Origin of the sequence: Burkholderia sp. HI2761 (genome assembly GCF_002223355.1) — a bacterium.
Lineage (GTDB): Bacteria > Pseudomonadota > Gammaproteobacteria > Burkholderiales > Burkholderiaceae > Burkholderia.
Map to the genome: position 1 here is coordinate 2,634,555 of NZ_NKFN01000007.1, position 24,185 is coordinate 2,658,739.

At 67.5% G+C, this 24,185-nt stretch carries 26 protein-coding genes; 7 read left to right on the forward strand and 19 right to left on the reverse strand.

All coding sequences use genetic code 11. The features are described from left to right. Nucleotides 1–18 precede the first annotated feature (18 nt). From CFB46_RS29550 to CFB46_RS29570, 5 genes are all read right to left on the reverse strand, one after another. Entirely contained in the window at nucleotides 19–1,557 is a 1,539-nt protein-coding gene (locus CFB46_RS29550; protein WP_089502182.1) for a sugar ABC transporter ATP-binding protein, read from the reverse strand. 12 nt (nucleotides 1,558–1,569) lie between these two features. Next, on the reverse strand, nucleotides 1,570–2,346 hold the full coding sequence (locus CFB46_RS29555) for an SDR family oxidoreductase (protein WP_089502183.1): 777 nt from the start codon (nucleotides 2,344–2,346) through the stop codon (nucleotides 1,570–1,572). A gap of 70 nt (nucleotides 2,347–2,416) precedes the next feature. Next, on the reverse strand, nucleotides 2,417–3,694 hold the full coding sequence (locus tag CFB46_RS29560; protein WP_027781277.1) for an L-fuconate dehydratase: 1,278 nt from the start codon (nucleotides 3,692–3,694) through the stop codon (nucleotides 2,417–2,419). A gap of 23 nt (nucleotides 3,695–3,717) precedes the next feature. Next, on the reverse strand, nucleotides 3,718–4,560 hold the full coding sequence (locus tag CFB46_RS29565; RefSeq protein ID WP_059502362.1) for an ureidoglycolate lyase: 843 nt from the start codon (nucleotides 4,558–4,560) through the stop codon (nucleotides 3,718–3,720). 71 nt (nucleotides 4,561–4,631) lie between these two features. Next, nucleotides 4,632–5,396, reverse strand: a complete 765-nt coding sequence (locus tag CFB46_RS29570) for an SDR family oxidoreductase (RefSeq protein ID WP_027781279.1) — start codon at nucleotides 5,394–5,396, stop codon at nucleotides 4,632–4,634. Between the two features lie 660 nt (nucleotides 5,397–6,056). Here CFB46_RS29570 and CFB46_RS29575 point away from each other — a divergent pair. The 3 genes from CFB46_RS29575 (at nucleotide 6,057) to CFB46_RS29585 (ending at nucleotide 8,009) form a co-directional block, all read left to right on the forward strand. After that, nucleotides 6,057–6,347, forward strand: coding sequence for a DUF3331 domain-containing protein (locus tag CFB46_RS29575; protein WP_006484717.1), 291 nt, complete (start codon nucleotides 6,057–6,059; stop codon nucleotides 6,345–6,347). Between the two features lie 164 nt (nucleotides 6,348–6,511). Continuing rightward, nucleotides 6,512–7,498, forward strand: a complete 987-nt coding sequence (locus CFB46_RS29580) for an oxidoreductase (RefSeq protein WP_089502417.1) — start codon at nucleotides 6,512–6,514, stop codon at nucleotides 7,496–7,498. Between the two features lie 214 nt (nucleotides 7,499–7,712). Then, the gene (locus CFB46_RS29585; protein WP_027781281.1) at nucleotides 7,713–8,009 is read left to right on the forward strand and encodes a DUF4148 domain-containing protein; all 297 of its coding nucleotides are present in this window, start codon (nucleotides 7,713–7,715) and stop codon (nucleotides 8,007–8,009) included. A 201-nt stretch (nucleotides 8,010–8,210) separates the two neighbouring features. Here the strand turns inward: CFB46_RS29585 and CFB46_RS29590 are convergent, their stop codons facing one another. The 6 genes from CFB46_RS29590 to CFB46_RS29615 all read right to left on the reverse strand — a co-directional run bounded on the left by CFB46_RS29590 (nucleotide 8,211) and on the right by CFB46_RS29615 (nucleotide 13,946). Next, complete coding sequence (locus CFB46_RS29590; protein ID WP_089502184.1) at nucleotides 8,211–9,410, reverse strand: TauD/TfdA family dioxygenase; 1,200 nt, start codon at nucleotides 9,408–9,410, stop codon at nucleotides 8,211–8,213. Between the two features lie 23 nt (nucleotides 9,411–9,433). Further along, entirely contained in the window at nucleotides 9,434–10,390 is a 957-nt protein-coding gene (locus CFB46_RS29595) for an alpha/beta hydrolase (protein ID WP_089502185.1), read from the reverse strand. A gap of 49 nt (nucleotides 10,391–10,439) precedes the next feature. Further along, a complete protein-coding gene (locus CFB46_RS29600) occupies nucleotides 10,440–10,928 on the reverse strand; it encodes a thioesterase family protein (protein WP_089502186.1) in 489 nt (162 codons plus the stop codon). 3 nt (nucleotides 10,929–10,931) lie between these two features. Next, a complete protein-coding gene (locus CFB46_RS29605; RefSeq protein WP_089502187.1) occupies nucleotides 10,932–11,897 on the reverse strand; it encodes an L-carnitine dehydrogenase in 966 nt (321 codons plus the stop codon). Nucleotides 11,898–11,983: 86 nt separating this feature from the next. Continuing rightward, entirely contained in the window at nucleotides 11,984–12,913 is a 930-nt protein-coding gene (locus CFB46_RS29610) for a 3-keto-5-aminohexanoate cleavage protein (RefSeq protein ID WP_089502188.1), read from the reverse strand. Between the two features lie 79 nt (nucleotides 12,914–12,992). Next, on the reverse strand, nucleotides 12,993–13,946 hold the full coding sequence (locus tag CFB46_RS29615; RefSeq protein WP_027781287.1) for a choline ABC transporter substrate-binding protein: 954 nt from the start codon (nucleotides 13,944–13,946) through the stop codon (nucleotides 12,993–12,995). Nucleotides 13,947–14,102: 156 nt separating this feature from the next. Between CFB46_RS29615 and CFB46_RS36120 the strand changes: the two genes are divergently transcribed. After that, a complete protein-coding gene (locus CFB46_RS36120; RefSeq protein WP_152777463.1) occupies nucleotides 14,103–14,558 on the forward strand; it encodes a hypothetical protein in 456 nt (151 codons plus the stop codon). A 56-nt stretch (nucleotides 14,559–14,614) separates the two neighbouring features. Here the strand turns inward: CFB46_RS36120 and CFB46_RS29620 are convergent, their stop codons facing one another. Next, nucleotides 14,615–15,496, reverse strand: a complete 882-nt coding sequence (locus CFB46_RS29620; RefSeq protein ID WP_089502189.1) for a LysR family transcriptional regulator — start codon at nucleotides 15,494–15,496, stop codon at nucleotides 14,615–14,617. A gap of 121 nt (nucleotides 15,497–15,617) precedes the next feature. Between CFB46_RS29620 and CFB46_RS29625 the strand changes: the two genes are divergently transcribed. Next, nucleotides 15,618–16,061, forward strand: a complete 444-nt coding sequence (locus tag CFB46_RS29625; RefSeq protein ID WP_089502190.1) for a DMT family transporter — start codon at nucleotides 15,618–15,620, stop codon at nucleotides 16,059–16,061. A gap of 53 nt (nucleotides 16,062–16,114) precedes the next feature. Here the strand turns inward: CFB46_RS29625 and CFB46_RS29630 are convergent, their stop codons facing one another. From CFB46_RS29630 to CFB46_RS29660, 7 genes are read right to left on the reverse strand one after another with little or no spacing between them, the layout of a single operon-like run. Beyond that, the gene (locus CFB46_RS29630; protein ID WP_089502191.1) at nucleotides 16,115–17,620 is read right to left on the reverse strand and encodes an aldehyde dehydrogenase family protein; all 1,506 of its coding nucleotides are present in this window, start codon (nucleotides 17,618–17,620) and stop codon (nucleotides 16,115–16,117) included. A gap of 33 nt (nucleotides 17,621–17,653) precedes the next feature. After that, nucleotides 17,654–18,193 carry a c-type cytochrome gene (locus CFB46_RS29635; RefSeq protein ID WP_089502192.1) on the reverse strand — a complete coding sequence of 180 codons (540 nt, stop codon included), beginning with the start codon at nucleotides 18,191–18,193 and terminating at the stop codon, nucleotides 17,654–17,656. Then, on the reverse strand, nucleotides 18,190–18,690 hold the full coding sequence (locus CFB46_RS29640; RefSeq protein WP_089502193.1) for a c-type cytochrome: 501 nt from the start codon (nucleotides 18,688–18,690) through the stop codon (nucleotides 18,190–18,192). The genes CFB46_RS29635 and CFB46_RS29640 overlap by 4 nt, the downstream gene beginning before the upstream one ends. Continuing rightward, nucleotides 18,687–19,232, reverse strand: coding sequence for a methylamine dehydrogenase light chain (locus CFB46_RS29645; protein WP_027781293.1), 546 nt, complete (start codon nucleotides 19,230–19,232; stop codon nucleotides 18,687–18,689). The genes CFB46_RS29640 and CFB46_RS29645 overlap by 4 nt, the downstream gene beginning before the upstream one ends. Nucleotides 19,233–19,271: 39 nt before the next feature. Next, complete coding sequence (gene mauD, locus CFB46_RS29650) at nucleotides 19,272–19,907, reverse strand: methylamine dehydrogenase accessory protein MauD (RefSeq protein ID WP_089502194.1); 636 nt, start codon at nucleotides 19,905–19,907, stop codon at nucleotides 19,272–19,274. Then, nucleotides 19,904–20,458, reverse strand: a complete 555-nt coding sequence (locus tag CFB46_RS29655) for a MauE/DoxX family redox-associated membrane protein (protein ID WP_089502195.1) — start codon at nucleotides 20,456–20,458, stop codon at nucleotides 19,904–19,906. The genes mauD and CFB46_RS29655 overlap by 4 nt, the downstream gene beginning before the upstream one ends. 7 nt (nucleotides 20,459–20,465) lie before the next feature. Then, nucleotides 20,466–21,623, reverse strand: a complete 1,158-nt coding sequence (locus CFB46_RS29660; RefSeq protein ID WP_089502196.1) for an amine dehydrogenase large subunit — start codon at nucleotides 21,621–21,623, stop codon at nucleotides 20,466–20,468. Between the two features lie 239 nt (nucleotides 21,624–21,862). On the opposite strand from CFB46_RS29660, the gene CFB46_RS29665 reads away from it, so the two are divergent. Beyond that, on the forward strand, nucleotides 21,863–22,825 hold the full coding sequence (locus CFB46_RS29665) for a helix-turn-helix domain-containing protein (protein ID WP_027781297.1): 963 nt from the start codon (nucleotides 21,863–21,865) through the stop codon (nucleotides 22,823–22,825). A 128-nt stretch (nucleotides 22,826–22,953) separates the two neighbouring features. Beyond that, nucleotides 22,954–23,898, forward strand: coding sequence for a GlxA family transcriptional regulator (locus CFB46_RS29670; RefSeq protein ID WP_027781298.1), 945 nt, complete (start codon nucleotides 22,954–22,956; stop codon nucleotides 23,896–23,898). The last annotated feature ends 287 nt before the right edge of the window (nucleotides 23,899–24,185 follow it).

Consider the following 24,185-nt stretch of genomic DNA (forward strand, 5'->3'; position numbering starts at 1 on the left):
ATGGGATCGGCTTGTGAATCAGGACAACACGGTCGACTCGCGCTGCGTCGCGAGCTGCATGATCTTTTCCTGCGTGGCGTCGGCCGCGCGCAATTCGCCGGTCACGCGGCCTTCGCACATCACGAGAATCCGGTGGCTCATGCGCAGCACCTCGGGCAGCTCCGACGAGATCATCACGATCGCCTTGCCGTCGGCGGCGAGCGCATCGAGCAGCTTGTAGATCTCGCTTTTCGCGCCGACGTCGATGCCGCGCGTCGGCTCGTCGAAGAACAGGATGTCGCAGTCGCGCAGCAGCCACTTCGCGATAACGATCTTCTGCTGGTTGCCGCCCGACAGCAGTCGCGCGGGCTGCGCGACCGACGGCGTGCGGATCGCGAGCTGCCGCACGTACGACTGCGCGGCCTCGCGCATCCCGCGCGCATCGAGGAACACGCCGCGGCGCACGAAGCGGCGCATGCTCGACAGCGCGATGTTGTTCTGCACGTCCATCCCGACCGCGAGCCCGAAGTGCTTGCGATCCTCGGACAGATAGCCGATGCCGAACTTCACCGCGTCGGCGGGCGTGCGGATCGTCACGGCCCTGCCGTGCACGCGGATCTCGCCCGCATCGACCGGGTCCGCGCCGAACACCGCGCGCGCGACCTCGGTACGGCCCGCGCCCATCAGCCCGGCGAAGCCGAGGATCTCGCCGCGCCGCAGCGTGAAGCCGACGTCGCGGATCGCGCGGCCGCGCGACAGCCCGCGCACTTCCAGCGCGATTTCGTTCGCGGACGTATCGGGCGGCGTACGGGTGTCCGTATCGAGCTGACGGCCGACCATCATCGAAATGATCGACTCCATCGACGTATCCGCCATCGGCACGGTCGCGACGTACTTGCCGTCGCGCATCACGGTCACGCGATCGGCGATCTGGCGCAGCTCGTCCATCTTGTGCGAGATGTAGACGATGCCGACCCCGTTCGCGCGCAGGTCGCGGATGATGCGGAACAGTTCGGCGATCTCCGCGTTGTTCAGCGCGGCGGTCGGCTCGTCCATGATCAGCGCGCGCGAGTCGAACGACAGCGCCTTCGCGATCTCGACCATCTGCTGCTTTGCGACCGTCAGCCTGCCCACGGGCGTGCGAGGATCGAGATCGAGCCGCATCCGCTGGAAAATCGCGGCCGCGTCGCGGTTCAGCTTGTCTTCGTCGACGAACATGCCGAGACGGCCGCGCGGCTCGCGGCCGATGAAGATGTTCTGCGCGACGCTCAGGTGGTTCATCAGGTTCAGTTCCTGATGGATGATGCCGATGCCGAGCGCCTGCGCGGCACGCGGATCGGCAATCTCCACCGGGCGGCCGTCCATCCGGATTTCGCCTGCGTCGCGCTGATAGACGCCCGCGAGAATCTTCATCAGCGTCGACTTGCCGGCGCCGTTCTCGCCCATCAGCGCATGCACTTCGCCCGCGCGCAGGTCGAAACGGCAATCGTCGAGCGCCTGCACGCCCGGAAAGCGCTTGCCGATGCCGGTCAGTGCGATCAGCGGCGGCGCGGTGTTCGGATTCAGGTCGGCTTGCATGAATCGCGGCCCTCAGCTGATCGCACGATCGAGATGCGTGTAGCCGCCGTCGACGAACAGCCACTGGCCCGTCGTGTGCGATGCGCGATCCGACAGTAGGAACACGGCCGTGTCGGCAATCTCGTCGGCCGTCGTGAAACGCTGGCCGAGCGGCACCTTGCCGGCGATGCCGGCGAGCTTCGCGTCCGGATCGTCGAAGCCGGCGAGCCAGCTTCGGTACAGCGGCGTCATCACTTCGGCGGGAATCACCGCGTTCACGCGCACGCCGTCGTCGCGCAACGCGACGGCCCATTCGCGCGTCAGCGCGAGCTGCGCGCCCTTCGACGCGCAATAGCCGCTCGTGTTGCCCTGCCCGGTCACGGCCGTCTTCGACGAGATGTTGACGATCGCGCCGCGCGCCGCCTTCAGGTGCGGCACGCAGTAGTGCGCCATCGCGTAGTAGTGGATGAGGTTGCGTTCGAGCGACGCGACGAACGCGTCGCGCCCGGCATCGAGCCCGATGCTGTCGTTGATGCCCGCGTTGTTGACGAGGCCGTCGATGCGGCCGAAGCGCGCGATGGTCTGCGCCACGGCGTCGCGGCACTGCGCGTCGTCCTGCAGCTCGACGGTCACGCACGCGGCGCGCGGCTGTTTCTGCGCGAGTGCGCGCCAGAACGCGTCGTCGGGCGCGTGGCGCGCGAACACCACCGGGATCGCGCCTTCGCCGGCGAGCCGCATCGAGATCGCGGCGCCGATGCCCGACGCGCCGCCGGTCACGATCACGACCTTGTCTTGCAGATTCAAATCCACTTCGCGTCTCCGTCGTTCATGTTGTCGCCGCGCACGACGCGCGTGGCGCGCCGTCGTGCGTTGCCATGCGTCAGCCGCGGAACCGGTACTGCTCCAGCGATTCGGGCTTCATCTCGATCGAGAAACCGGGCGCCGTCGGCGGCATGTACGCCGCGCCGCGCACCACGCACGGTTCGACGAAATGCTCGTGCAGGTGATCGACGTACTCGGTCACGCGCCCCTCCTTCGTGCCGGAAATGCATACGTAGTCGATCATCGACAGGTGCTGCACGTATTCGCACAGCCCGACGCCGCCCGCGTGCGGGCACACCGGCAGCCCGTATTTCGCGGCCATCAGCATCACCGCGAGAATTTCGTTCACGCCGCCGAGCCGGCACGCGTCGATCTGCACGACGTCGATCGCGCCGCGCGCGATGAACTGCTTGAACAGCACGCGGTTCTGGCACATCTCGCCGGTCGCGACCTGCACCGGCGCGATCGCCTTGCGGATCTTGCGATGCCCTTCGACGTCGTCGGGGCTCGTCGGCTCCTCGATGAACCACGGCCGCGCGAATGCGAGCTCGCGCACCCAGTCGATCGCCTCGTCGACTTCCCACACCTGGTTCGCGTCGATCATCAGCTTGCGATCGGGGCCGATCACCTCGCGCGCGATCGTCACGCGGCGGATGTCGTCCTCGAGGTTCGCGCCGACTTTCAGTTTCACGTAGTCGAAACCTTCTTCCACCGCCTCGCGGCAGAGCCGGCGCAGCTTGTCGTCGCTGTAGCCGAGCCAGCCGGCCGACGTCGTGTAGCACGGGTAGCCGTCGCGCTCCAGCGCGGCGATCCGCGCGGCCTTGCCGGGCGCCTGCCGGCGCAGCAGGTCGAGCGCTTCGTCCGGGCTCAGGCAGTCGGTCAGGTAGCGGAAGTCGATCGCCCGCACCAGCTCCTCGGGGCTCATGTCGGCGACGAGCCGCCACAGCGGCTTGCCCACGGCCTTCGCCCACAAATCCCACACTGCATTGACGACGGCGCCCGTCGCCAGATGGATCGCGCCCTTGTCGGGGCCGATCCAGCGCAACTGGCTGTCCGACGTGACGTGCCGCCAGAAACGGCCCATGTCCTCGCAAATCCAGTCGAGGTCGAGGCCGACGACGAGGTGGCGCATCGCATCGATCGCCGCACAGCAGATTTCGTTGCCGCGCCCGATGGTGAACGTGAGCCCGTGACCTTCGAGGCCGTCGTGGTCGGTTTCGAGCACGACGTAGGCCGCCGAATAATCGGGGTCCGGATTCATCGCGTCGGAGCCGTCGAGCTGGCGCGAGGTCGGAAAGCGCACGTCGAGGACGCGCATCGATCGAATGATAGGCATGACGAACCGTCCGTTGAAGGGAATCAGGCCTGCACGGTGCGCTGGCGTTGCTCGCCGAGCCCGTCGATGCCGAGCGTGATCACCTGTCCGGCGCGCAGATAGACGGGCGGCTTCTGCCCGAGGCCGACGCCCGGCGGCGTGCCGGTCGAGATCACGTCGCCCGGCTGCAGGCTCATGAAGCGGCTCAGGTAGCTGATCAGGTGCGGCACGCGGAACACCATCGTCGCGGTCGTGCCGTTCTGGTAGCGGTGGCCGTCCACTTCCAGCCACAGCCGCAGCGCGTGCGGATCGGGCACTTCGTCGGCCGTCACGAGCCAGGGCCCAAGCGGGCCGAACGTGTCGTTGCCCTTGCCCTTGTCCCACGTGCCGCCGCGCTCGAGCTGGTATTCGCGTTCCGACACGTCGTTCACGACGCAGTAACCCGCGACGTGCGACAGCGCGTCGGCTTCGTCGATATAGCGGCCGCCCTGGCCGATCACCACGCCGAGTTCGACTTCCCAGTCGGTCTTCTCCGAGCCGCGCGGGATTTCGACGTCGTCGTTCGGGCCCGAGATCGCGCTCGTCCACTTGCCGAACACGACGGGCTCCTTGGGCACCTCCATCCCGGATTCGGCGGCGTGATCCGAATAATTGAGCCCGATGCAGATGAACTTGCCGACGCGGCCGACGCACGCGCCGAGCCGCGGCGTGCCTTCGACGAGCGGCAGCGACGACGGCGGAATGTCGCGCAGCCGCGCGAGCGACGCGGGGGTCAGCACGTCGCCGGCGATGTCGTCGATCACGCCGGACAGGTCGCGAATGTGGCCCTGCGCATCCAGCAGGCCCGGCTTTTCATGGTGTTTGTCGCCAAATCTCAGCAGTTTCATATCGTCGTCTGAACGGAAACGGAAAGTGAATGGGAAGGTGCGATCAATTAGACACGGTCAGTTAGACGCGGTCAGTTCGACCAGCCGCCGTCGATCAGATGAATCGTGCCGGTGGTGAACGACGCTTCGTCGGACGCCAGGTACAGCGCGAGTGCGGCGACCTCGTCCGCGGTGCCGATGCGGCCGATCGGCTGGCGCGCGACGAACGCCTGGCGCACCTCGTCGTCGGACACATGGCGCGTGCGCGCCTGGTCCGCGATCCGCTGCGCCAGCGACGGCGATTCGATCGTGCCCGGGCAGATCGCGTTGCAGCGGATGCCCCGCTCGACGAAATCGGCCGCCACCGCCTTGGTCAGCCCGATCACGGCCGCCTTGGTGGTGCCGTACACGAAGCGGTTCGGCACGCCCTTCACGCTCGACGCGGCCGACGCCATGTTGACGATCGACGCGCCGCCCGCTTCGAGCATCGCGGGCAGCAGCGCGCGGATCAGCCGGTACATCGACGTGACGTTCAGGTTCAGCGAGAACGCCCACGCGTCGTCGTCGCAATCGAGGATCGAGCCGTGGTGCACGTATCCGGCGCAGTTGAACAGCACGTCGAACGCGCGTTCGCTCGCGGCGAGCGCGGCCACCTCGTTCGCGTCGGTGACGTCGAGCCGCCGCGTGACCAGCCGGCCGCCCGCGCGCTCGGCGTCGGATTCGAGCCGCTCCAGCGCGGCTTCGTTGATGTCGGTCGCCAGCACGTCGGCGCCCTCGCTCGCGAACCGCAACGCGGTCGCGCGGCCGATGCCCTGCCCGGCCGCCGTCACCAGCGCGCGTTTGCCCTGCAATCTCATGAGCGTCTCTCCGAAAAAGCCGGCCGCCAGTCGGCCGATTGGCACAAAGGACTAAAGGTCCAACCAATCATAGGAACGGATTGCGCGTTTGTCACGAAATTGGGATTCAGTATTTACCCGGGCGGGCGAATCCGTGCGGCGCAGAAATTCGGCGGGAAAGCGGCGTGGGCGCCGCGCCCGGCGATTCGCTCAAATCCAATACCGGCGGGTATTCCAGCCGTTCCTTCCGCAGCGTTCGGCACGCTGGAAGGGCAAACTGACAAAAAAGTCATGTTCGCGTCAGGGTGTCAACGGGTGGCGCGCGCCATCATGGCGTTGCCGGACCGCGCTTCCGGTACATCGCCTCCCCGCCCGCGCCGGATCCCTGCGGGCACCTCCGTCCCTGGCGATGTATCCCGTGACTGGGCGAGCAGACACGGCGCGCGGGCCGATTTTCCGCCCCGGACTTCCCGTCCGGGGCTTTTTGTCATTGGTTTTCCAAGAAAATAAGCTTGGATTGTTTCTAAATCGGCAAAAGGTAATTTGAGCCAGACAGGATGTTTTTTCCGGTCACAGACGCTTACATTTAGCGCACCACTCATGGAAACCGCTACGGATTCGCCATCGGGTAGTGACATCCACTGCCACGGACGAAACCGCACGAGCTTTAGGAAACGGCAAATGAAGGCCTCCAAATCCCTGCCTGCGCTCGATCCCGCCGACGTCCACGTCGAAATCCTCGAACGTTCCGACACGCTGCTCGTCGTCCGCTGGGTCGAACCCGGCCGCTGCCACTACGGTGAGCAGCGCTGGCGACGCCGCTTCGCGCAGCGCACCGGTACCTGCGCGCTGTCGCGCCAGGTCATCCATCGCGGCGACGAAGTATTCCGCCCGGCCGAACGCCCGGCCCCGGCGAATGCCGCCGCCATGATCTCCGCCGCCGAGGTGCTCGCGCTGGCCGGGAGCAGGTAAACCTGCCGGCCGCGCGCCGGGCTTGCAATGCCACACCCTACGCCAGCCCTGGAAGCGCCGGTCTAATTCCCCGCTTGTCTGCTGCGTCCGCCCGCACTATCGTTACACCACTCAATGTAACGATTACGTGCCGCGGCCGACCGGTCGCGCCGATGGAGGCAGACATGCATGCATGGAGCGCGCGCCACGTCCCGGCGCAAGGCGGCAAGGTCGCGGTCGTGACCGGCGCCAACAGCGGTCTCGGCTGGCAGCTCGCGGAAACGCTGGCCGCGAAAGGCGCGACGGTCGTGATGGGCTGCCGCGACGCCGCCCGCGGCGGGCAGGCTGCCGACGCGATCCGTCGGCTTCATCCTCATGCACGCGTCGAAGTCGATCCGCTCGACCTCGCCGATCTCGCGTCGATCGCACGCTTCGCGACCGACGTCGGCGAACGCCACGGCCGCGTCAACATCCTCTGCAACAACGCCGGCGTGATGTTCCTGCCGCTGCGGCACACGCGCGACGGCTTCGAGATGCAGTTCGGCACCAACCACCTCGGCCATTTCGCGCTGACCGGCCATCTGCTGCCGGCGCTGCGCGCGGCACGCCGGGCGCGCGTCGTCACGATGTCGAGCGGTTTCAACCGCGGCGGCCGGATTCGCGTGGACGACCTGCGCGCCGCGCATCGCTACAACCGTTATCTCGCCTATTGCGACAGCAAGCTCGCGAACCTCGTGTTCGCGATCGAGTTGCAACGCCGCTTCGAACGCGCGGCGTTCGCCGGGATCAGCGTCGCCGCGCACCCCGGCTACGCGGCGACCAATCTGCAGTTCGCGGGCCCGGCGATGGACCGCTCGCCGGCCCGTGCCGCGCTGATGCGCGCCGCGAACCGTTATCTCGCACAACCGGCCGACCAGGGCGCGCTGCCGACGATTCATGCTGCAACGTCGCCCGATCTGGCCGGCGGGGCGTACATCGGGCCGTCCGGCTGGTTCGAATCGCGCGGCCTGCCGGCACCAGCCAGCGTGCCGCGCGCGGCGCGCAGCGTGGCGGCGGCGGCGTTGCTGTGGGAAGCATCGGAAGCCGCGACGGGCGTGCGCTTCCTCAGCGCCGGCGCGCCGGCCGGCCGCGCGCCGGGCCGGCCGTTCGATGCGGCGGCCGAAGCGCGCTGAACCGCGCGCGAGCGACCTCGGCATTCTTCATACTTATTACGACAACCGAAAAGAAAGCGCGTTGAAAGACTGATTCGACGCGGCACTGTTACCAGCCAGGAAACAATTTATCGTCAAAATCAGCGTTTACCCTGAACACGCCGGTGACTAAGATTTGATCAATCGCTCAAGACATGGTGTCGAGAGCGAACTCAATAAAACACCGGAGGTCACCATGAAATCGCTCGTTTCCGCAGTCGTTGCCGCTGCCGCCCTGTCCGCTTCGTTCGGCGCATTCGCGCAAAGCACCGTGACGCGCGCTCAAGTGCGCAACGAACTGGTCCAGCTCGAGCAAGCCGGCTACAAGCCCGGCCTGTCGAGCCCGTACTACCCGAACGACATCCAGAGCGCCGAGGCGCGCGTTCATGGCGCCGACACCAGCGGCTACGGCGCACAACCGGCTCCGCTCGTCCACTCGGGCTCGCCGGCCGCGTCGTCGAACGCACGCGATTCGATCTTCTTCGGCCAGTAAGCCGACGCGTCCTCGGCGGGCGCCGCGCCTCGCGCGATGAAGTCACGCAGTCCGGACGAGCCCCTTCGCGGGGCTCGTCTTTTTTGTGAAACGCATACCTCCGCCGCCCGGCAGCGGGTGGCTTCGCCCGGACGCCTGGCGTCCGGGTGCTTTTTCCCGACCAGGTGCGCGTGAATACGCCGTGTGCGCCGCGTGCACCGCTCAGCGCGCCACGGCCCCGGCCGGCGCCGACCGCGACAGCACGCGCCACCGCGACAGCAGTTCGTCGCGATCGACGTAACAGCCCTGCAAGTGCCGTCGGCCCGTCGACGGATCGAACTCGGTGCGGGCATGCAGCACGCGCCGGTTGTCGAACGCCCACATGTCGCCCGCCCGCAGCCGGCGCTGCACCCGAAAGCGCGGCTCGCGCGCCAGCGCGAGAAACCGCCGGTATGCACGATAGACCGCCGCGACCGAACCGGCCGGCGCATCGAGCGGCCCGCGCAGGAAGTTCGCGACGCGCACCTCCGTCACGTTGCCGCGCGCATCGAGCCCGATCACCGGCGCCGAACAGCGGTAGTCGCTGTTCGCGCTCTTGTTCCAGAACTCGAACGGCGTCGACGCGAGCCGTTCGAAGTCGTCCGGATGTTCGCGCCGCAGCGCGTCCGCGAGCGCGAAGCCGTCGAGGAAGATGCTGTCGCCGCCCGTCGCGTCGTTCGCGAGGCAGTGCAGGAACTGCACGCCAGGCTGCAATTCGCGCGTCGGAAGATCGGTGTGCGGCGGAAGATTCAGCGACGTATACGCATTGCTGTCCGGGCGCGGCTTCGATTCGACGTCGAACAGCACGCCGAAATTGCTTTCGCGGATCAGGCCGATGCGGCGCGCGATCCCGTCGACGCGGCCGCGCTCGGCCGGCACGCCCTCGACGAGCGTCAGCCCCGTGCGCTGCAATGCGCCGAGCCATGCCAGCAACGCACGGTCGTCCTCCATCACGTCGCACCACGCGAACACGCCGATCGCCGTCGCATCGTCGCCGGTCCATACGTGCCGCCCGTGCGCGGCCAGGCGCTCCGCGCGCGACGCATCGTCGTATGCATGCGCACGCAACCAGCCCGGCGACCACGCGCTGCGGTGCCCGTCGTTCCATTCCACATGCAGCGCACCGTCGGTTTCGACGTGCACGGTGAGCGCGGACAGATCCTCGCGCGCATCGGCGATCTCGAACACCTGTTCGCGCGTGGTCGCATGCACGCATGCGGCACACGCGCAGTTGTCGCGCAGCCAGTCGAAATGAAACGGCGATCGTCGCGCGTCGCTCCACTCGACGTCCACCGCGTCATCGCCGATCGTCGCCGCCGCGATGGCCGCGTCGGCCGAAAATGTCCGCCAGTCCTCGATACGGTGTTGCGCCGCTGCCTGCATCGTTGCCTCCCGGAAAACGCCCGCTACGCGTGTGGTGCGAGCAAGAACCCGCCGACCATCCAGTGCATCCGTGCGGCCTGCGGGCTCGTCCCGAGCGCGCGCCAGCAGCCGTGCACCAGCCCCTCTCCCATCCAGTACCGCGCGACCCCGCCGGCCGCGCGAATCCGTTCGACGTACACGCGCGCATCGTCGCGCAGCGGATCGTGCTCCGCGCCGATCGCGAGCACGGGCGGCAAGCCGTCGAAACGCGCCGCCTCGAGCGGCACCGACGCGCGCAGCAGCGGGTTGCGGTCCCGCAGCGCGTCGGACACGTCACCGCCCCAGTACAGCGCACGATAGCGATGCACGTCGTCGAGCGTCAGCATCGGCGCGTGCGCTTCCGTTTCGCGCGCGGACGATTGCGGTTCGAAACCGAGCATCGGATAAACGAGCGCGATACCGTCCACGCTACCTTCGCCTGCATCGCGCAGCGCGGTCGCCGCCGCCGCCGCGAGCATCCCGCCCGCGCTGTCGCCCGCGAGCGTCAACGGACGGACGCAATGCCCGAACGGCCAGCACGCCTCGAGCGCGGCGCGCGTGACGGCCAGGCAATCTTCGAGCGCGGCCGGCGCGCGGTGTTCGGGCGCCAGCCGGTAGTCGACGGCGATCACGTCGAGGCCCGTATCGGCCGCCAGTTGCGCGGTGATCAGCGCATGACTGTCGAGCGAGCCGACGACGAAACCGCCGCCATGAAAAAACAGCACCGTGCCGCGCGGCGTGCCGTGCGCGGACGTATAGCGCCGGAGTGCGATCGTGCGACCGTCCGGCGCGCGCCACGCGGCGTCCTGCTGCACGATGCCGGCCGGCAGCGCGGCCGGTGTCCATTCGGCCGCGAAGCGGTCGTAAAGGCGGCGCTGCTCGTCGGGCGAGCGCGCCGCCGCATCGGCCGGATACCACGCGTCGACGGCCGCGACGAACGCCGCGATTTCCGGTTCGAGCATCGTCTACGCTCCGCGGTCGAAGGTGAGGATCGAAAGGTGAAGCGCGCCGCTAGCGGCGCGGCGGCAGCCCGATCACGCGGCCCGCATACGCCGGCGCCGCGCAATCGCGCTGCAATGCATGCAGTTCGGCCACGCGCGCGGCCACGTCGTCGTCGAACGGCGCCGATTTCGCACCGTCGCGCGTATCGACGTGCAGCAGCATCTGCTCGCTCGCCGATACCGCGTCGCCATGCCCGTCGGCGAACAGTTCGAGATACAGGTGCAGCCGCTTCGCGTCGTGTGCGAGCACGCGCGCATCGACGCGCACTGCCGTGCCTTCCTTGATCTCGTGCAGGTAGTTGACGTGCGCTTCGAGCGTATAGACCGAGCGCCCCTGTTCGCGACGCGCGGCGTCGTCGAGGCCGATGCGATCCAGCAACGCATCGGTCGCGAAGCTGAAGATCAGCAGGTAGAACGCATCGCGCAGGTGGCCGTTGTAGTCGACCCATTCGGGCCGCACCACGTCGCGGTAAATCGTCAGCGGGATATCGCCCGTCATCGTCTAGTCCTCGAATCGCATCCCGTGCCGCGCCTTCACCGCGGCGATCGATTTCAGCACCTCGGTGATGCACTCGTCGCGATAGCGTTCGAGCTCCTTGATGCTGCGCGTGCCCTGCTGTTCGGTCGTGCCTTCGACGACGCTGTCGATCAGCGCATCGGTCAACGTCGGCGCGACCAGCTTCGTCCACGGCAGTTCGAGCGCGGGGCCGAATTGCTGCATGAAGTGTCGCATGCCCGCATCGCCGCCGGCCAGCGTGTAGGTCAGGAACGTGCCCATGAACGACCAGCGGATGCCCGCGCCGAAGCGGATCGCGTCGTCGATTTCGCCGGTCGTCGCGACGCCTTCGTTGACGAGATGCAGCGCCTCCCGCCACAACGCCTCGAGCAGACGATCCGCGATGAAGCCCGGCACTTCCTTGCGCACGTGCAGCGGCCGCATGCCGAGCTTGCGATAGACCTCCATCGCGCCTTCGACCGCTTCCGGCGACGTGCGCGCACCGCCGAGCACCTCGACAAGCGGCAGCAGGTAGACGGGGTTGAACGGATGGCCGACCACGCAGCGCTCCGGATGCGTCGCCCGCGCGTAGAAATCGGTCGGCAGCAGCCCCGACGTCGACGACGCGATGATCGCATCGGGCTTCGCCGCGCGGCTGATCTGCTCGTGCAGCTCGAGCTTCAGCGCCTCGCGCTCGGGCGCGCTTTCCTGGATGAAATCGGCATCGGCGACGCACGCTTCGATCGTCGGCACGAACCGCAGCCGCGTGGGATCGGCGCCCGGCGCGAGGCCGACGCGTTCGAGCGCGGGCCACGCATTCGCGACGTTCGCGCGCAGCCGCGCCTCGGCGCCCGGCGCCGGGTCCCACACGACCACGTCGAGGCCGTGCGCGAGCGCGCGGGAAATCCATCCGCTGCCGATCACGCCGGTGCCGATGGCGGCAAACGTCTTGATGTCGGTCTTCACAGCCATGTCAACGCATCCTTCAAATCAGGGGAAATCGGTGGGCGGCCGCGTGCAGACGCAAGCCGCCGTGCCATGTCGGTCAATGAAAAAGCTCACGCGAATTCGGCGATCGCGCGGCGTTCGAGCGCGCGTTCGCCGCGCGCCGGCAGGCCGAGCTTGCGGCGGCCTTCGGCCGGCGTCAGCACACGGCCGCCGAGGCGTTCGACGATCTCGCGAGCGCGCTCGACGAGCGTGCCGTTGGTCGCATGCACGCCGCGATCGAGCCAGATGTTGTCTTCGAGGCCCACGCGTACGTGGCCGCCGAGCAGCATCGCCTGCGCGACCATCGGCATCTGCATGCGGCCGATCCCGAAGCCGGCCCAGTGCGCGCCCGGCGGCAGGTTGTCGACCATCGCCTTCATCGTGCCCGTATCGGCCGGGGCGCCCCACGGAATGCCGAGGCAGAGCTGGAACAGCGGCGGATCGTCGAGCAGCCCTTCCTTCAGCAACTGCTTCGCGAACCACAGGTGGCCCGTGTCGAAGATCTCCAGTTCCGGCTTCACGCCGAGTTCCTGGATGCGCTTCGCGCCGGCGCGCAACTGCGCGGGTGTCGACACGTAGATGTAGTCGCCGTCGCCGAAATTCAGCGTGCCGCAGTCGAGCGTGCAGATTTCGGGCAGCAGTTCCTCGACGTGCGCAAGGCGCGTGAGGCCGCCGACCAGGTCGGTGCCCTTGCCGAAGCGCATCGGGTCCTCGCCGGGGCCGATCTCGAGATCGCCGCCCATGCCGGCCGTCAGGTTGATGATCACGTCGACGTCGGCCGAGCGGATACGGTCGACCACTTCGCGATACAGGTTCGGGTCGCGGCTGCCGCGCCCCGTGTGCGGATCGCGCACGTGGCAGTGGGCGACCGTCGCGCCGGCCTTCGCGGCTTCGATCGCGGCGGCCGCGATCTCCTTCGGCGTGACCGGAATCGCCGGATGCTTGCCGACCGTATCGCCCGCGCCCGTGACGGCGCAGGTGATGATGACTTCGTGGTTCATGCTGGATGCCTCGCTTGAATCGGGTTGTGTCGCACTGCTGATGTTTCGTCGACGCGCGCCTGCTGCGGCGCGCGGGCCATTACAGGCCGAGATACGCCTTCACGGCAGGCAGGCCGTCCTTGCCGTCGAACGTCTTGACGCCCGCGAGCCACGGATCCAGCACCTGCGGGTTCTTCTTCAGGTACGCCTTCGCGGCCTCGGCCGGTTTGGTCTTGTTCATCACCGACTGCATCAGCTGGTTCTCGAGCTGTGTCGAGAAGCGCAGGTTCGTCACGAGCTTGCCCGCGTTCGGGCAGCGTGCGATGAAGTCGGGCGCGGTCAGCGTGTACACGCGCGCTTCGCCGTAGTTCGGCCCGAACGACGCGTCGCCGCCGGACAGGTAGTTCATGGGGATCTGGATATTCATCGGGTGCGGCTCCCAGCCGAGAAACACGACCCACTTCTTCTCGCGGATCGCGCGCTCCACCGTCACCAGCATCCCTGCCTCGCTCGATTCGACGAGCTTGAAGCCGCCGAGCCCGTACTGGTTCGTGTCGATCATCTTCTGGATCGTCGCATTCGCGCTGCTGCCCGGCTCGATCCCGTAGATCTTGCCGTCGAGTTCCGCGCGGTGTTTCGCGATGTCGTCGAAGGTCTTCAGGCCGGCCTGGTACTCGTAGCTCGGCACCGCGAGCGTCGCCTTCGCACCGGACAGGTTCGGCGGTTCGACGATGTTGATCGACTTGCTGTCGAGGAACGGCTGCAACTGCTTCTGCTGCACGGGCCACCAGTAGCCGAGCGACACGTCGAGCTGCTTGCTCTTGAGGCCGGCGAACGAGATCGGCACCGATGCGATCGTCGTGGTCGGCTTGTAGCCGAGTGCCTCGAACACGGTCGACGCGAGCGCCGTGGTCGACGTGATGTCGGTCCAGCCGATATCCGCGAAACGCACGGTGCGGCAGGTCGCGGCGTCCGTCTCGGCAAGCGCGGCGTGCGTGAACGCGCCCGTCGCCAGCACGGCCGCGGCTAGCGCGGCGATCTTCGTCGACTTCATGGTTCGATTCCTCCCGGTTTGATCTCGCGGCAGCCGGTGCGCGGAGTGTGCGCCGGCCTGCATCGTGGGTGTAAAAGTAACGAGCCATATTGGCCGCGAAAAGACCGGCGGCGACCTGTTCTTGCCTGTTTGCGACTATGAGTGGAAACCACTAGGTTGGGTAAGAGGCTTGCCGGACGGGGGTTCCTGGTTTTTCTGGAGGGCGACGAGATTGCCCGGATGCGGCGTTCGCCTTTCGATTCCGCCACGGCCTTGCTGACAGATTTCCGACACGCATCCGGGTGCCGTGGGGCGGCCCTATGCTGGAAGTTGCCGGGCAATCGCGCACTATCCGCCCGTTGCGGCGCCACCCGGGCGCGGATGTTGCGCGTCATTGGAACGGGTGCCGACGGACACGGCCGGCCGTCGCGATGTCCGTTTCCGGTCTCTCCGGCCAGGAGTAATACGATGCTTGCCGCTTTCTTCGTCGTCGCCCTTTTCGCCATCGTCGTGGCCATGCACCGCGGCGTGACGCGCGGCGCGGATGCGAAACTTCGCGCGCAATTCGATGCGGACGGCCCACGCGGCGACGTGTCGCGTCGGTTGATGCGCGACGCGGGGTACAACGTCTGAGTATGGACGCCGGTCCGGCGGAACATGCTGGCCGGTATGGTGGCGCTGCGGCGCGTTCAGCCCGCCGTCACCGCCCGCACGAACGCCTGCGCCAGCACCGTCGGCTCGACCGGCAACACCAGCGCGCATACCGATCTCGCGTCCTCGTCGGAAATCGGCACGAACACGACGCCGTCGATCCCGACGCTCGCCATCCGCGCCGGCACGATCGCCACACCCCGCCCGGCCGCGACGAGATTCAGCATCGACGTCTTCGGCGACACGATCCGCGCGGGCGCCGGCACGAAGCCTCGCTTCAGGCACAGATCGATCACGACGCGCGCGAGGCCGCCCCGCTCCCGATACACGGCCGAGACGAACGGCTCGCGCCGCAACCGCGCTATCGCGATGCGCTTGCGGCCGGCGAGCGGATGATCCGCCGGCACCGCCGCGCACAAGCGCTCGGCCGCCAGTTCGACGAAACGCACGCGTGCATCGCGCCGCAGCACCGGCAGCCGGACGATCCCGATATCGGCATGGCCGTTCGCGATTTCCGTCACCTGATCCTCGGACGACGCGCGGTCGAGATCGACCCGCGCGCCCGGACAATCGCGCATGAAGCGGTCGAGATCCGGCATCAGGCTGCCGACGGGAACGGTACTGGAATGCAGAAGCCGCAGCACGCCGGCTTCTCCGCGCGCCAACTGCGAGCCTTCGTCGGCAGCCGCCGTCAGCGTTGCCGGAATCGACGCCACGCGTTCGCGGTAGATCGCGCCGGCCGGCGTGAGCCGCACGCCTCTCGGTTCGCGGTCGAACAGCAGGAACCCGAGTTCGTCCTCGAGCTGGCCGATCTGCCGGCTGAGCGCCGACTGCGCGACATGGAGCGCCCCCGCGGCCGGCGTGAAGCCGCCGAGGTCCGCCACGGTCAGGAAATACTGAATTTGCCGCAGTGATGGCATACCGAAACGAGATGGATAAGCGCCGGATTCGATATTTGCGTTATACCGCCGCGCTCCGCAGAATGAAAGCCTTCCGTGCCGGCATCGCCGTCGCGGCCATCCCTTCGGAGCGTTCATCTTCGTGGCTACCTTCCTGTCGTATCTGCTGGTCGTGGCGGCCGGCATCAGCGTTGCATTGCAGCAGGTGCTCAACGCGAACCTGCGCGCGCAGCTCGGCTCGCCGTGGTGGGCCGGGTCGGTCAGCTACGTCGTCGGCCTGGCCGCGATGCTGGCGGTCGCGCTGTTGTCGCCTCACCCGCGCGCGAGCGGCGCGTTCTCCGGTGCGGGGTCGTGGTTCAGCTGGACGGGCGGATTCTTCGGCGCGGTATTCGTCGGCGTCGCGATCCTGATGGTGCCGCGATTGGGCGCGGCGACGACGCTCGCGCTGATCGTCGTCGGGCAGATGACCGGCGCACTCGTGTTCGACCACTTCGGCGTGCTCGGCATCCAGCAGCATTCGGCGAGCGCGATCCGGATCGCCGGCGCGGCTTGCCTCATCGTCGGGGTGGTGCTGATCCGCGCGTGACGGCGGCGCGTGCGTTCCCGATACGCCGAGAACGCACGCACTCGCCGCGACGCTCACGCGTAGTTCATCATCACCGACTTGCTTTCCGTGTACTGATCGATCACCGCACGGCCGAGTTCGCGGCCGAAGCCCGACTGCTTCATCCCGCCGAACGGCAATGCGTTGTCGAGCCGCGAGTGACAGTTGACCCATACGGTGCCCGCGGCAATACGCGGGATCAGCTTGTGGATCGCCGCGAGATCGTTCGACCAGATGCTCGCGCCGAGGCCATACGGCGTGTCGTTCGCGAGCCGCACGGCCGTATCGATGTCGTCGAACGGCATCGCGACGAGCACCGGCCCGAAGATTTCCTCGCGCACCACGCGCATCGCGTGCGTCGTATCGACCAGCACCGTCGGTTCGACGAAGAAGCCCGGGCCGTCGATCGCGCGGCCGCCCGCGGCGGCACGCGCGCCCTCGCCGAACCCCGAGTCGATGTACCCGCACACGCGCTCGCGCTGCTTCGCCGAGACGAGCGGCCCGATCTGCGTCGACGGGTCCATCCCCGGGCCGATCTTCAGGCTCGCCGCGATCTTCGCGACGCGCTCGATCACGCCATCGAACACCTTCAAATGGATGTACGCGCGCGAACCGGCCGTGCACACCTGCCCCTGGTTGAAGAAGATCGCGTTCGCGACACCCAGTGCGGCCTTGTCGAGATCGACGTCGGGCAGCACGATCACCGGCGACTTGCCGCCGAGTTCCAGCGACATCCGCGTCATGTTGTCGAGCGCCGCATGGCCGATCGTCTTGCCCGTCTGCGTCGACCCGGTAAATGCGATCTTGTCGATGCGCGGATCGCGCGACAGCGCCGCGCCTGCCGTGTGACCGTAGCCGGTGACGATATTGACGACGCCGTCCGGGAACCCGGCCGCCTGGATCAGCTCGCCCAGCCGCAATGCGCTCAGCGGCGTGTCTTCGGCGGGCTTCAGCACGACCGTGCAGCCGGTCGCGAGTGCCGGCGCGATTTTCCATGCGGCCATCAGCAGCGGGAAATTCCACGGAATGATCGCGCCGACCACGCCGACGGGTTCCTTGCGCGTATAGGCGAAGATCTCGCTGTCCGGCAGGTACGGCATGCCGGCGTCGATCACGCTGCCTTCGATCTTCGTCGCCCAGCCGGCCATGTAACGGAAGCACTGCGCGGCCATCGCGACGTCGAGCCCTTGCGCGACCGTCACCGGCTTGCCGTTGTCGAGCGATTCGATCTCGGCGAGCTCACGCGCGTTGGCTTCGATCAGGTCGGCGAGCACGAGCATCAGGCGCTCGCGATCGGTGGTCTTCGCGCTGCGCCACGGGCCCGCATCGAATGCACGGCGCGCGGCGGCGACCGCCTGTTGCACGTCGCGTTCATCCGCTTCGGGCACGCGTGCGAGCACGGTGCCGTCGGCCGGATTCACGACCTCGATCTGGCGGCCCGACGCGGCGTCGCTCCACTCGGCGCCGATCAGCATCTTCTTCGGCTTCGCGAGAAACGCGCGGGTTGCGTCGAGCAGCGGAAAGGTTTCGTTCGTCTCCATGTTCACGTTTTCCTGATTCGTTGAGTGAGTCGGTCAGTAGCGGTCCGCGACGCCGTCGATCCCGTGCGCCTGCAACGCGCGGACGAGACCGGCGCGCACGGTCGCGACATCGGACAGTGCGGGACCGCGGTGCGCGGCAACTTCGGCGGCCGTATAGGGCTTGAAGTCGCGCGGCAGCGCGTCGCGGTTCATCGTCGTGAGCAGCCAGTTCAGCACGTCGGCCAGCTCCCGATCCGACAGCGCCGAGTTCGACGCGCCGGGCACGCGCATCACGTACTCGCGCCCGGCCGGCAGATGCGTGAAATAGCCGAGCGAATTCGCGAGCGGCGGCACCTTGCCGGGAATGCCGCCGCCCGTCGCCGTGTGGCAGCCCATGCAGTTGAGCACCCAGTGCTGCCGTGCAAGCGCCGCATTGACAGCACCGGCCGCGCCGTCCGCATGCGCGGGTGCGGCAAACGCGCAAGCCGCGGCGCTCGCCAGCAGCAGCCGGGACGACAGGCGATGCGACAGGCCGCCGAGCCGCGACGACGGCGCGCGCCGCGTACCCTGCACCGGCACGCGAACGCCGTTCACAGGCCGAGCCCCTTGATCACCACCGCGCGCTGCGCATGCACGGCCGTGCCGTCCATCGGCTTCGCGCGTGCCGCACGGATATCGGCCGCCGTGAACGGCTTCGCATCGCCATGCTGCGCGTCGAGGTCGAATACGACGTAGTTGAGCACGTGCGCGATGTCGTCGTCGCTTGCGCTCGCGAACGACGGCATCTTGAAGTTGTAGCGCTTGTCGTGCACCTCGATCTCGCCGAACATCCCGTGCAGCAGCGTCGCGATCAGCTGCGCACGCCCGGCTTCCGTCGCCGCATACTTGCCCGGATACTCGGTGAGCGGCGGCGCAAGGCCGTCCTGCCCTTTCCCGCCCGCCCGGTGACACACCGCGCACTGCGTGTCGAACACGCCTTTCCCGGCCGGGTAATGCACGGTTTCCTGTGCGCCGGCCGCGCCGGGCAACGCGAAGGCCGCAACGGCCGTCATGCACGCCACGGCGATCTTTCCTGCCTGCTTCACGTTCATTGTTTTGCCGCTCCCAGCAGAACCGAAACCGAACAGTGGTAATTCGAATTACCGTTCGCCATGCACCAGTTGATGTCGTTGTTCAGCGACAGCTTGTACAGCGGCTTCTCGCGCTCGTTGCGGTTGCAGAAGCATTTGCCGCACGAGGTCTTGCCGCAGCAATCGTTGTACGAAACGATGTAGTCCGACCCGTCGTGCGGGTTTCGGCAGGTGCCGATCCATGTGATCGGCGAAGGCGTCGTACCCGGCGGGCAACTGCTCGACGTTCCGCCGCAGCAACTGCAAAGCCAGCCGTCGATCGCGCAGTATTTCCAGTAGTCGCAGCTCATCGGGTCGTCGCTTGCGCCCGATGCGGCCGTGCCGGATGCGCCCGACGCCCCGGATGCCGCCTCGGCCGCGTACGCGGTGCGGTCGACGGGCAGCAGCGGCAGCAGCGCCGAACCCACCAGCACCTTGCCGAGCTTCGCCATCGCGCTGCGCCGCGAACTGTGCTGCGCGACGCCGCGCGCCGACCGCTCGAACCATGAATCAAACACGCCCATGTCGTCGTTCTCCAATGACGTTGAAAAAGGTTCGGCCGCTCATGCGTGCTGCGCGTGCCCGTCGTGGGCATCGTGGCCGTGATCGCCGTGCACGTACTGCTGCAGCGACGCGACGCCGCGCTCCTTCGCCTCGAACAGGCTCTCGAGATGCTCGCGCGTGTTGACGAGCCCCTTCGCGCGCACCGTGCCCGTTTCGTCGAGCAGCACCGCATACGGCAGCTTGCCGATCTGATACGCGAGACCGAGCTCCTGCGACAGCACGTACGGGAAGCGCCCGAGGTCGTGCTTTCGCGCGAAGCGCGCGTGTTCGTCGGCATCGCCGTCGCTCGCGAGCACGATGTTCACCGGGGTCGCTTCGCTGGCCTGCAGTGACGGCAGCAGCGGCAGCAGCTTCTTGCAGACCGGGCACGTCGGCGACAGGAAGAACAGCAGCGTCGCCTTGCCCGATGCGTCGATGCCGCCGACCTTCACGTGCGAGCCGCGAATGTCGGTCAGTTCGAACGTCGGCGCGATCGCGCCGACCGCCGGCCCCTTGTCGATCATCAGCGCGCCGGCCGGCATGATGCGTTCGTACAGGATGCCGATCTGGCGTACCAGTGCGAGGCAGATTGCGCCGAGCGCGAGGACGGCCACCCACAACAGGGCGGTGGAAACGGTGAGAGCGGTTTGCATCATGAATTCCTCAGGTGGGCAAGGCGCGGGACGTTGGCGAGCAGCACGTCGACGGTGAGCAGCGCGCAGACGATCAGCAGCACGGAAAAGAACAGCGTCAGGTAGTCGAACCACACCACGGCGCGCGTGCCCGGTTCGACGAACGAGGTCGCGACCAGCGCGACGAGCAGCAGCACGCGGCCGACATGCAGCCAGCCGATGCCGCGCGGTGCGTCCGCACGGGCGGCGGTGAAGCCGGAACAGCCGCAGTCGATGTCGGTGTGGCCGCGCAGCAGGTTGATCGCGAGGCCGGCCGCGAACGCCAGGAGCAGCACGATCAGCGCGATCGCGCCGGCCATGCGCGTATCGGGAAACAGCAGCGCCGTGGCGCCGATCGCTTCAGCCAACGGAATCGCGAACGCAACGGGCACGCTCAGCGCATCGGGCAGCAGCCGGTAGCCGGCGAGCGCCTGGCGGAACGCGGCGGGCCGGCGCATCTTCGCGAAGGCGCCGAGCAGCACGACGGCGGCCGCACCGGCCTGCGCGCTGGTGGCGAGTACGGGATCGAGGGTCATCGCGGCCTCACGGGTTGACGAGCAGCGACGACGTATTGCCGATCTGCTTCTCGACGTGCTGCAGCTTGCCGGTGCGCGCATCCATCACGACCAGGTCGGAGGTCGCCGTCAGCCCGTAGAACAGCGGCTTGTCGTCCTCGCTGACCTGGATCGACACGAGTGGATCGACCTTCTGCTGCGCGAGATCCCAGCGCGCGACGCGCTGCTTCGACTTCAGGTCAACCACCCACACCTGCGTGCCGGGATCCTTGTGCGAGCCGTCGCCGCCCCGGTGCATCAGCACGTAGTAACGGTTCTGCTTCGCGTGCACGGCCGTCTGCTGCATGCCGCCCGGGCGCCAGCCTTCCGCGCGCTCGGCGGCCGTCAGCAACGACCACGGCTTGCCGAATGCCGGCTTGTCGCCGCTGAAATCGGCACTGCGCACGTTGCCGCCGTAGGTGGTGAACAGATAGTCGCCTTTGTACCGCGACGCGTTCACGAACGCCGGATCCTTGTCGACGTCGATGAACGTGTCCGACATCGTGCGCTTCGTTTCCTTGCCGTTCGCGTCGAGCGTGACGGTCAGCGCCTTGCCGCTTTCGCACAGCGCGGTGAAGCGGTCGTTGCCCGACGGATACGCGAGCACGCACGCGGCCATGTCGATTTCCGACAGCACCTTCTTCGAGACGGTGTCGATCACCGTCACCGATGCGGCCGGCGTGATGTTCGCGACGTACAGCCGCTTGCCGTCGGCGCTGAACGCGGTGTTGTACGGCGACGGCACGTGCTGCCCGTGCTTCGCCGGAATCACGATCTCGCCCGCGTGATCGAGCGTCGCGTTGTCGATCGTCTCGACGACGTCGGTGCGCGTGCCGTGCGAGCCGCGCGAGAAGTAGGTCGTCGCGACGAAGCTCGTCTTGCGGTCGGGCGAAATCGCGAAGCCGGGGGCGAAACCGCCGTCGATCTGGCCGAGCAGCTTCTTCGCGTCGGCGTCGTACACATGGATGCGCCCGTCGGTCATCGACGGCATCGAGATGTCGACGATATAAACCTCGTGCGGATGCCACGGCGGCATCTTCTGCACGACCAGTTCTTCGGGCTTTTCCGCCGCGTTCGTGCCGCCGGCCCATGCTGCCGCCAACGCCAGCGTCGCCGCGAGCGTCGCGGTTCGTCGCCTTGTCCTCATGCCGCCTCCAATGGGAATTCACGTTATGTGGGGCGACTGTAGTTCGACAATAAATCTGCTCAGCACCCGGACTGGCAACGCGTGCGTGCCGATTCGGGATATTGGAAATGCACGTGAAAGCGGCGCAGCCGCGCACCTTTCGACCCTCTGAAGCACGCACGCGCAATAGCGCTCCCCCGTATTGCGCCGACCGCTCGGCCGGTTTAATCTTGCGCGGTCCGAAGATCGCCGGAGGCGCCGTGCTCGTGTTACATCAGAGGTTCGACGACGCAGACCGGCATGCCGAGGCGCTGCGCGGCTGGAATCAGCGGTACGAACAGATCGGGGCCGGCTCGTATCGCAGCGCGGTCAAACACGCGGTGCTCGACGGCGTGCAACTGTTCCAGGAAGCGGCGAACGTACGCATCATCCAGCGCGGATGCTTGCCGCACGGCCATACGGTGTTCGGGATGCCGCTCACCGGCTCGGGCACGTTCGCCTTCGGCGATGTGCGCATCGAGCGCGGCACGATCGTGATGGCGCGTGGCGGCACACCGTTCGAACTCCATTCACCCGACGACATGTCGCTGATCGGCGTGGTCGTCGAACCCGAATTGATGCAGCAAATCGAAGATGCAGCCGACGTCCGGCTGGACGCACGCGCACTGCGGCGCGGTGTCGTCGAGGTGCCGGTCGCCGCGCGCGAACGCGCGAGCGTGCAACTCGCGACGCTGCTCGAACGCGTGCTGTCGGCGCCCGATGCGTTCGATGCGGCACGCACGCAATGCGCGATACGCGCCAGCGTCGGCAACGTGCTGGTCGATCTCCTCACGTACCGGATGCCCGAGCCGCCGAACCGGCTCACGCACGCCTGCCACGCCGACATCGTGCGCCGCGTGCACGACTACGTGATAGAGCACCCGGAAGCGCCCGTCGACATCCTGAGCCTGTGCACGCGACTGCGCGTCAGCCGGCGCACGATGCAGAACAGCTTTCAGTCGATCGTACAGACGAGTCCGCTCAACTACACGCGCTCGCTGCGCCTCGCCCAGGTGCGACGCCTGCTGCTCGACACGCGGCAATCCGACCTGCCGATCAGCGAAGCGGCCGCGCGCTGGGGCTTCATTCATCTCGGGCATTTCGCGAACGCGTACAAGGCCCAGTTCGGCGAATTGCCGTCGACGACGGCGCGCCGGACGGTGCGAGGTGCGAAAACGCGCTGAGCGCCGGCAAAAAAACGCGATAATCCCGGCTTGAACGTTCGGCGCCCGCGAGTCGGGCACGGCCCGCGCCGGCCCGCTCGACGCGTCGCACGGCATGCGCCGACCACCTGCTTCCACCCCACGCCCCGATGCCCGAGGATTTCCACTTCCTGCTGCTTCCCGGCTTCTCCGCGCTCGGCTTCATGGCCGCCGTCGAGCCGCTGCGCGTCGCGAACCGTTTTCGCACCGAGCTTTATCGCTGGCACGTGATCAGCGCGGACGGCGCACCCGTCGCCGCGAGCAACGGCATTCCGGTCGCCGCCGAAGCCGCGTGCGCGGACGTCCCGCAGGTCGATACGGTATTCGTCGTCGCGGGCTTCGATCCGCTCGTGTGCTACACGCGCACGCTCGGCGACTGGCTGCGCCGCCAGCACCGGCATGGCGCAACGCTCGGCGGCATCGATACGGGCAGCTTCGTGCTCGCGGAAGCCGGGCTGTTCGGCGCGTCGCAGCCGCTCACGCTGCACTGGGAAGCACTGGCCGCGTTCCGCGAGCGCTATCCCGGCCTGAACGCGACGCATGAGCTGTTCGAGATCGACGACCGGCGCATCACGTGCGCGGGCGGCACCGCGTCGATCGACATGATGCTCGACCTGATCGGCCGCCGGCACGGCGCCGACCTCGCGGCGGCGATCTCCGAGCAGTTCGTCGTGAGCCGCATCCGACAGCGCTCGGACAGCCAGCGGCTCGAGATCGCCGCGCGCTACGGCGTGCACAACCGCAAGCTGATCCAGGTCATCGGCACGATGCAGCGGCACATGGACAACCCGCTCGGCTCCGACGCGCTCGCGCGGGAAGTCTCGATCACGCGGCGCCAGCTCGAACGGCTGTTCAGCGCGACGCTGAACGACACGCCGACGCACTTCTACCTGAACCTGCGCCTCGATCGCGCACGCGAACTGCTGCAGCAGACCGACATGAGCATCACGTCGGTGTGCGTCGCGTGCGGCTTCGAATCGCCATCGCATTTCTCGCGCACCTATCGCGCGCGATTCGGGATGAGCCCGCGCAGCGACCGGCGGCCGACACGCTGATCGTCACGGCTTTGATCACAATCCGGCGCGGTATTGCGCGTTCCGGCAGCGTTTCCCGCCGTTCGATGAACAATGCCGGCGATTGGTCGACGGACCGAAGCGGTCGTCGAAAATAATCTGGAATCTCGCTGAAAATATTCTGTAACATACCTCGCAATTAGATAGGCAGCCTAACGACACGATCGCCGGGCTCGACGGACGTCGGGCCACGCAGGCTGCCAACCGATATCCAATATCGATCCGAGGGGTATGACATGACGATGCTCGATTCGCCGTCGCCGCACCTG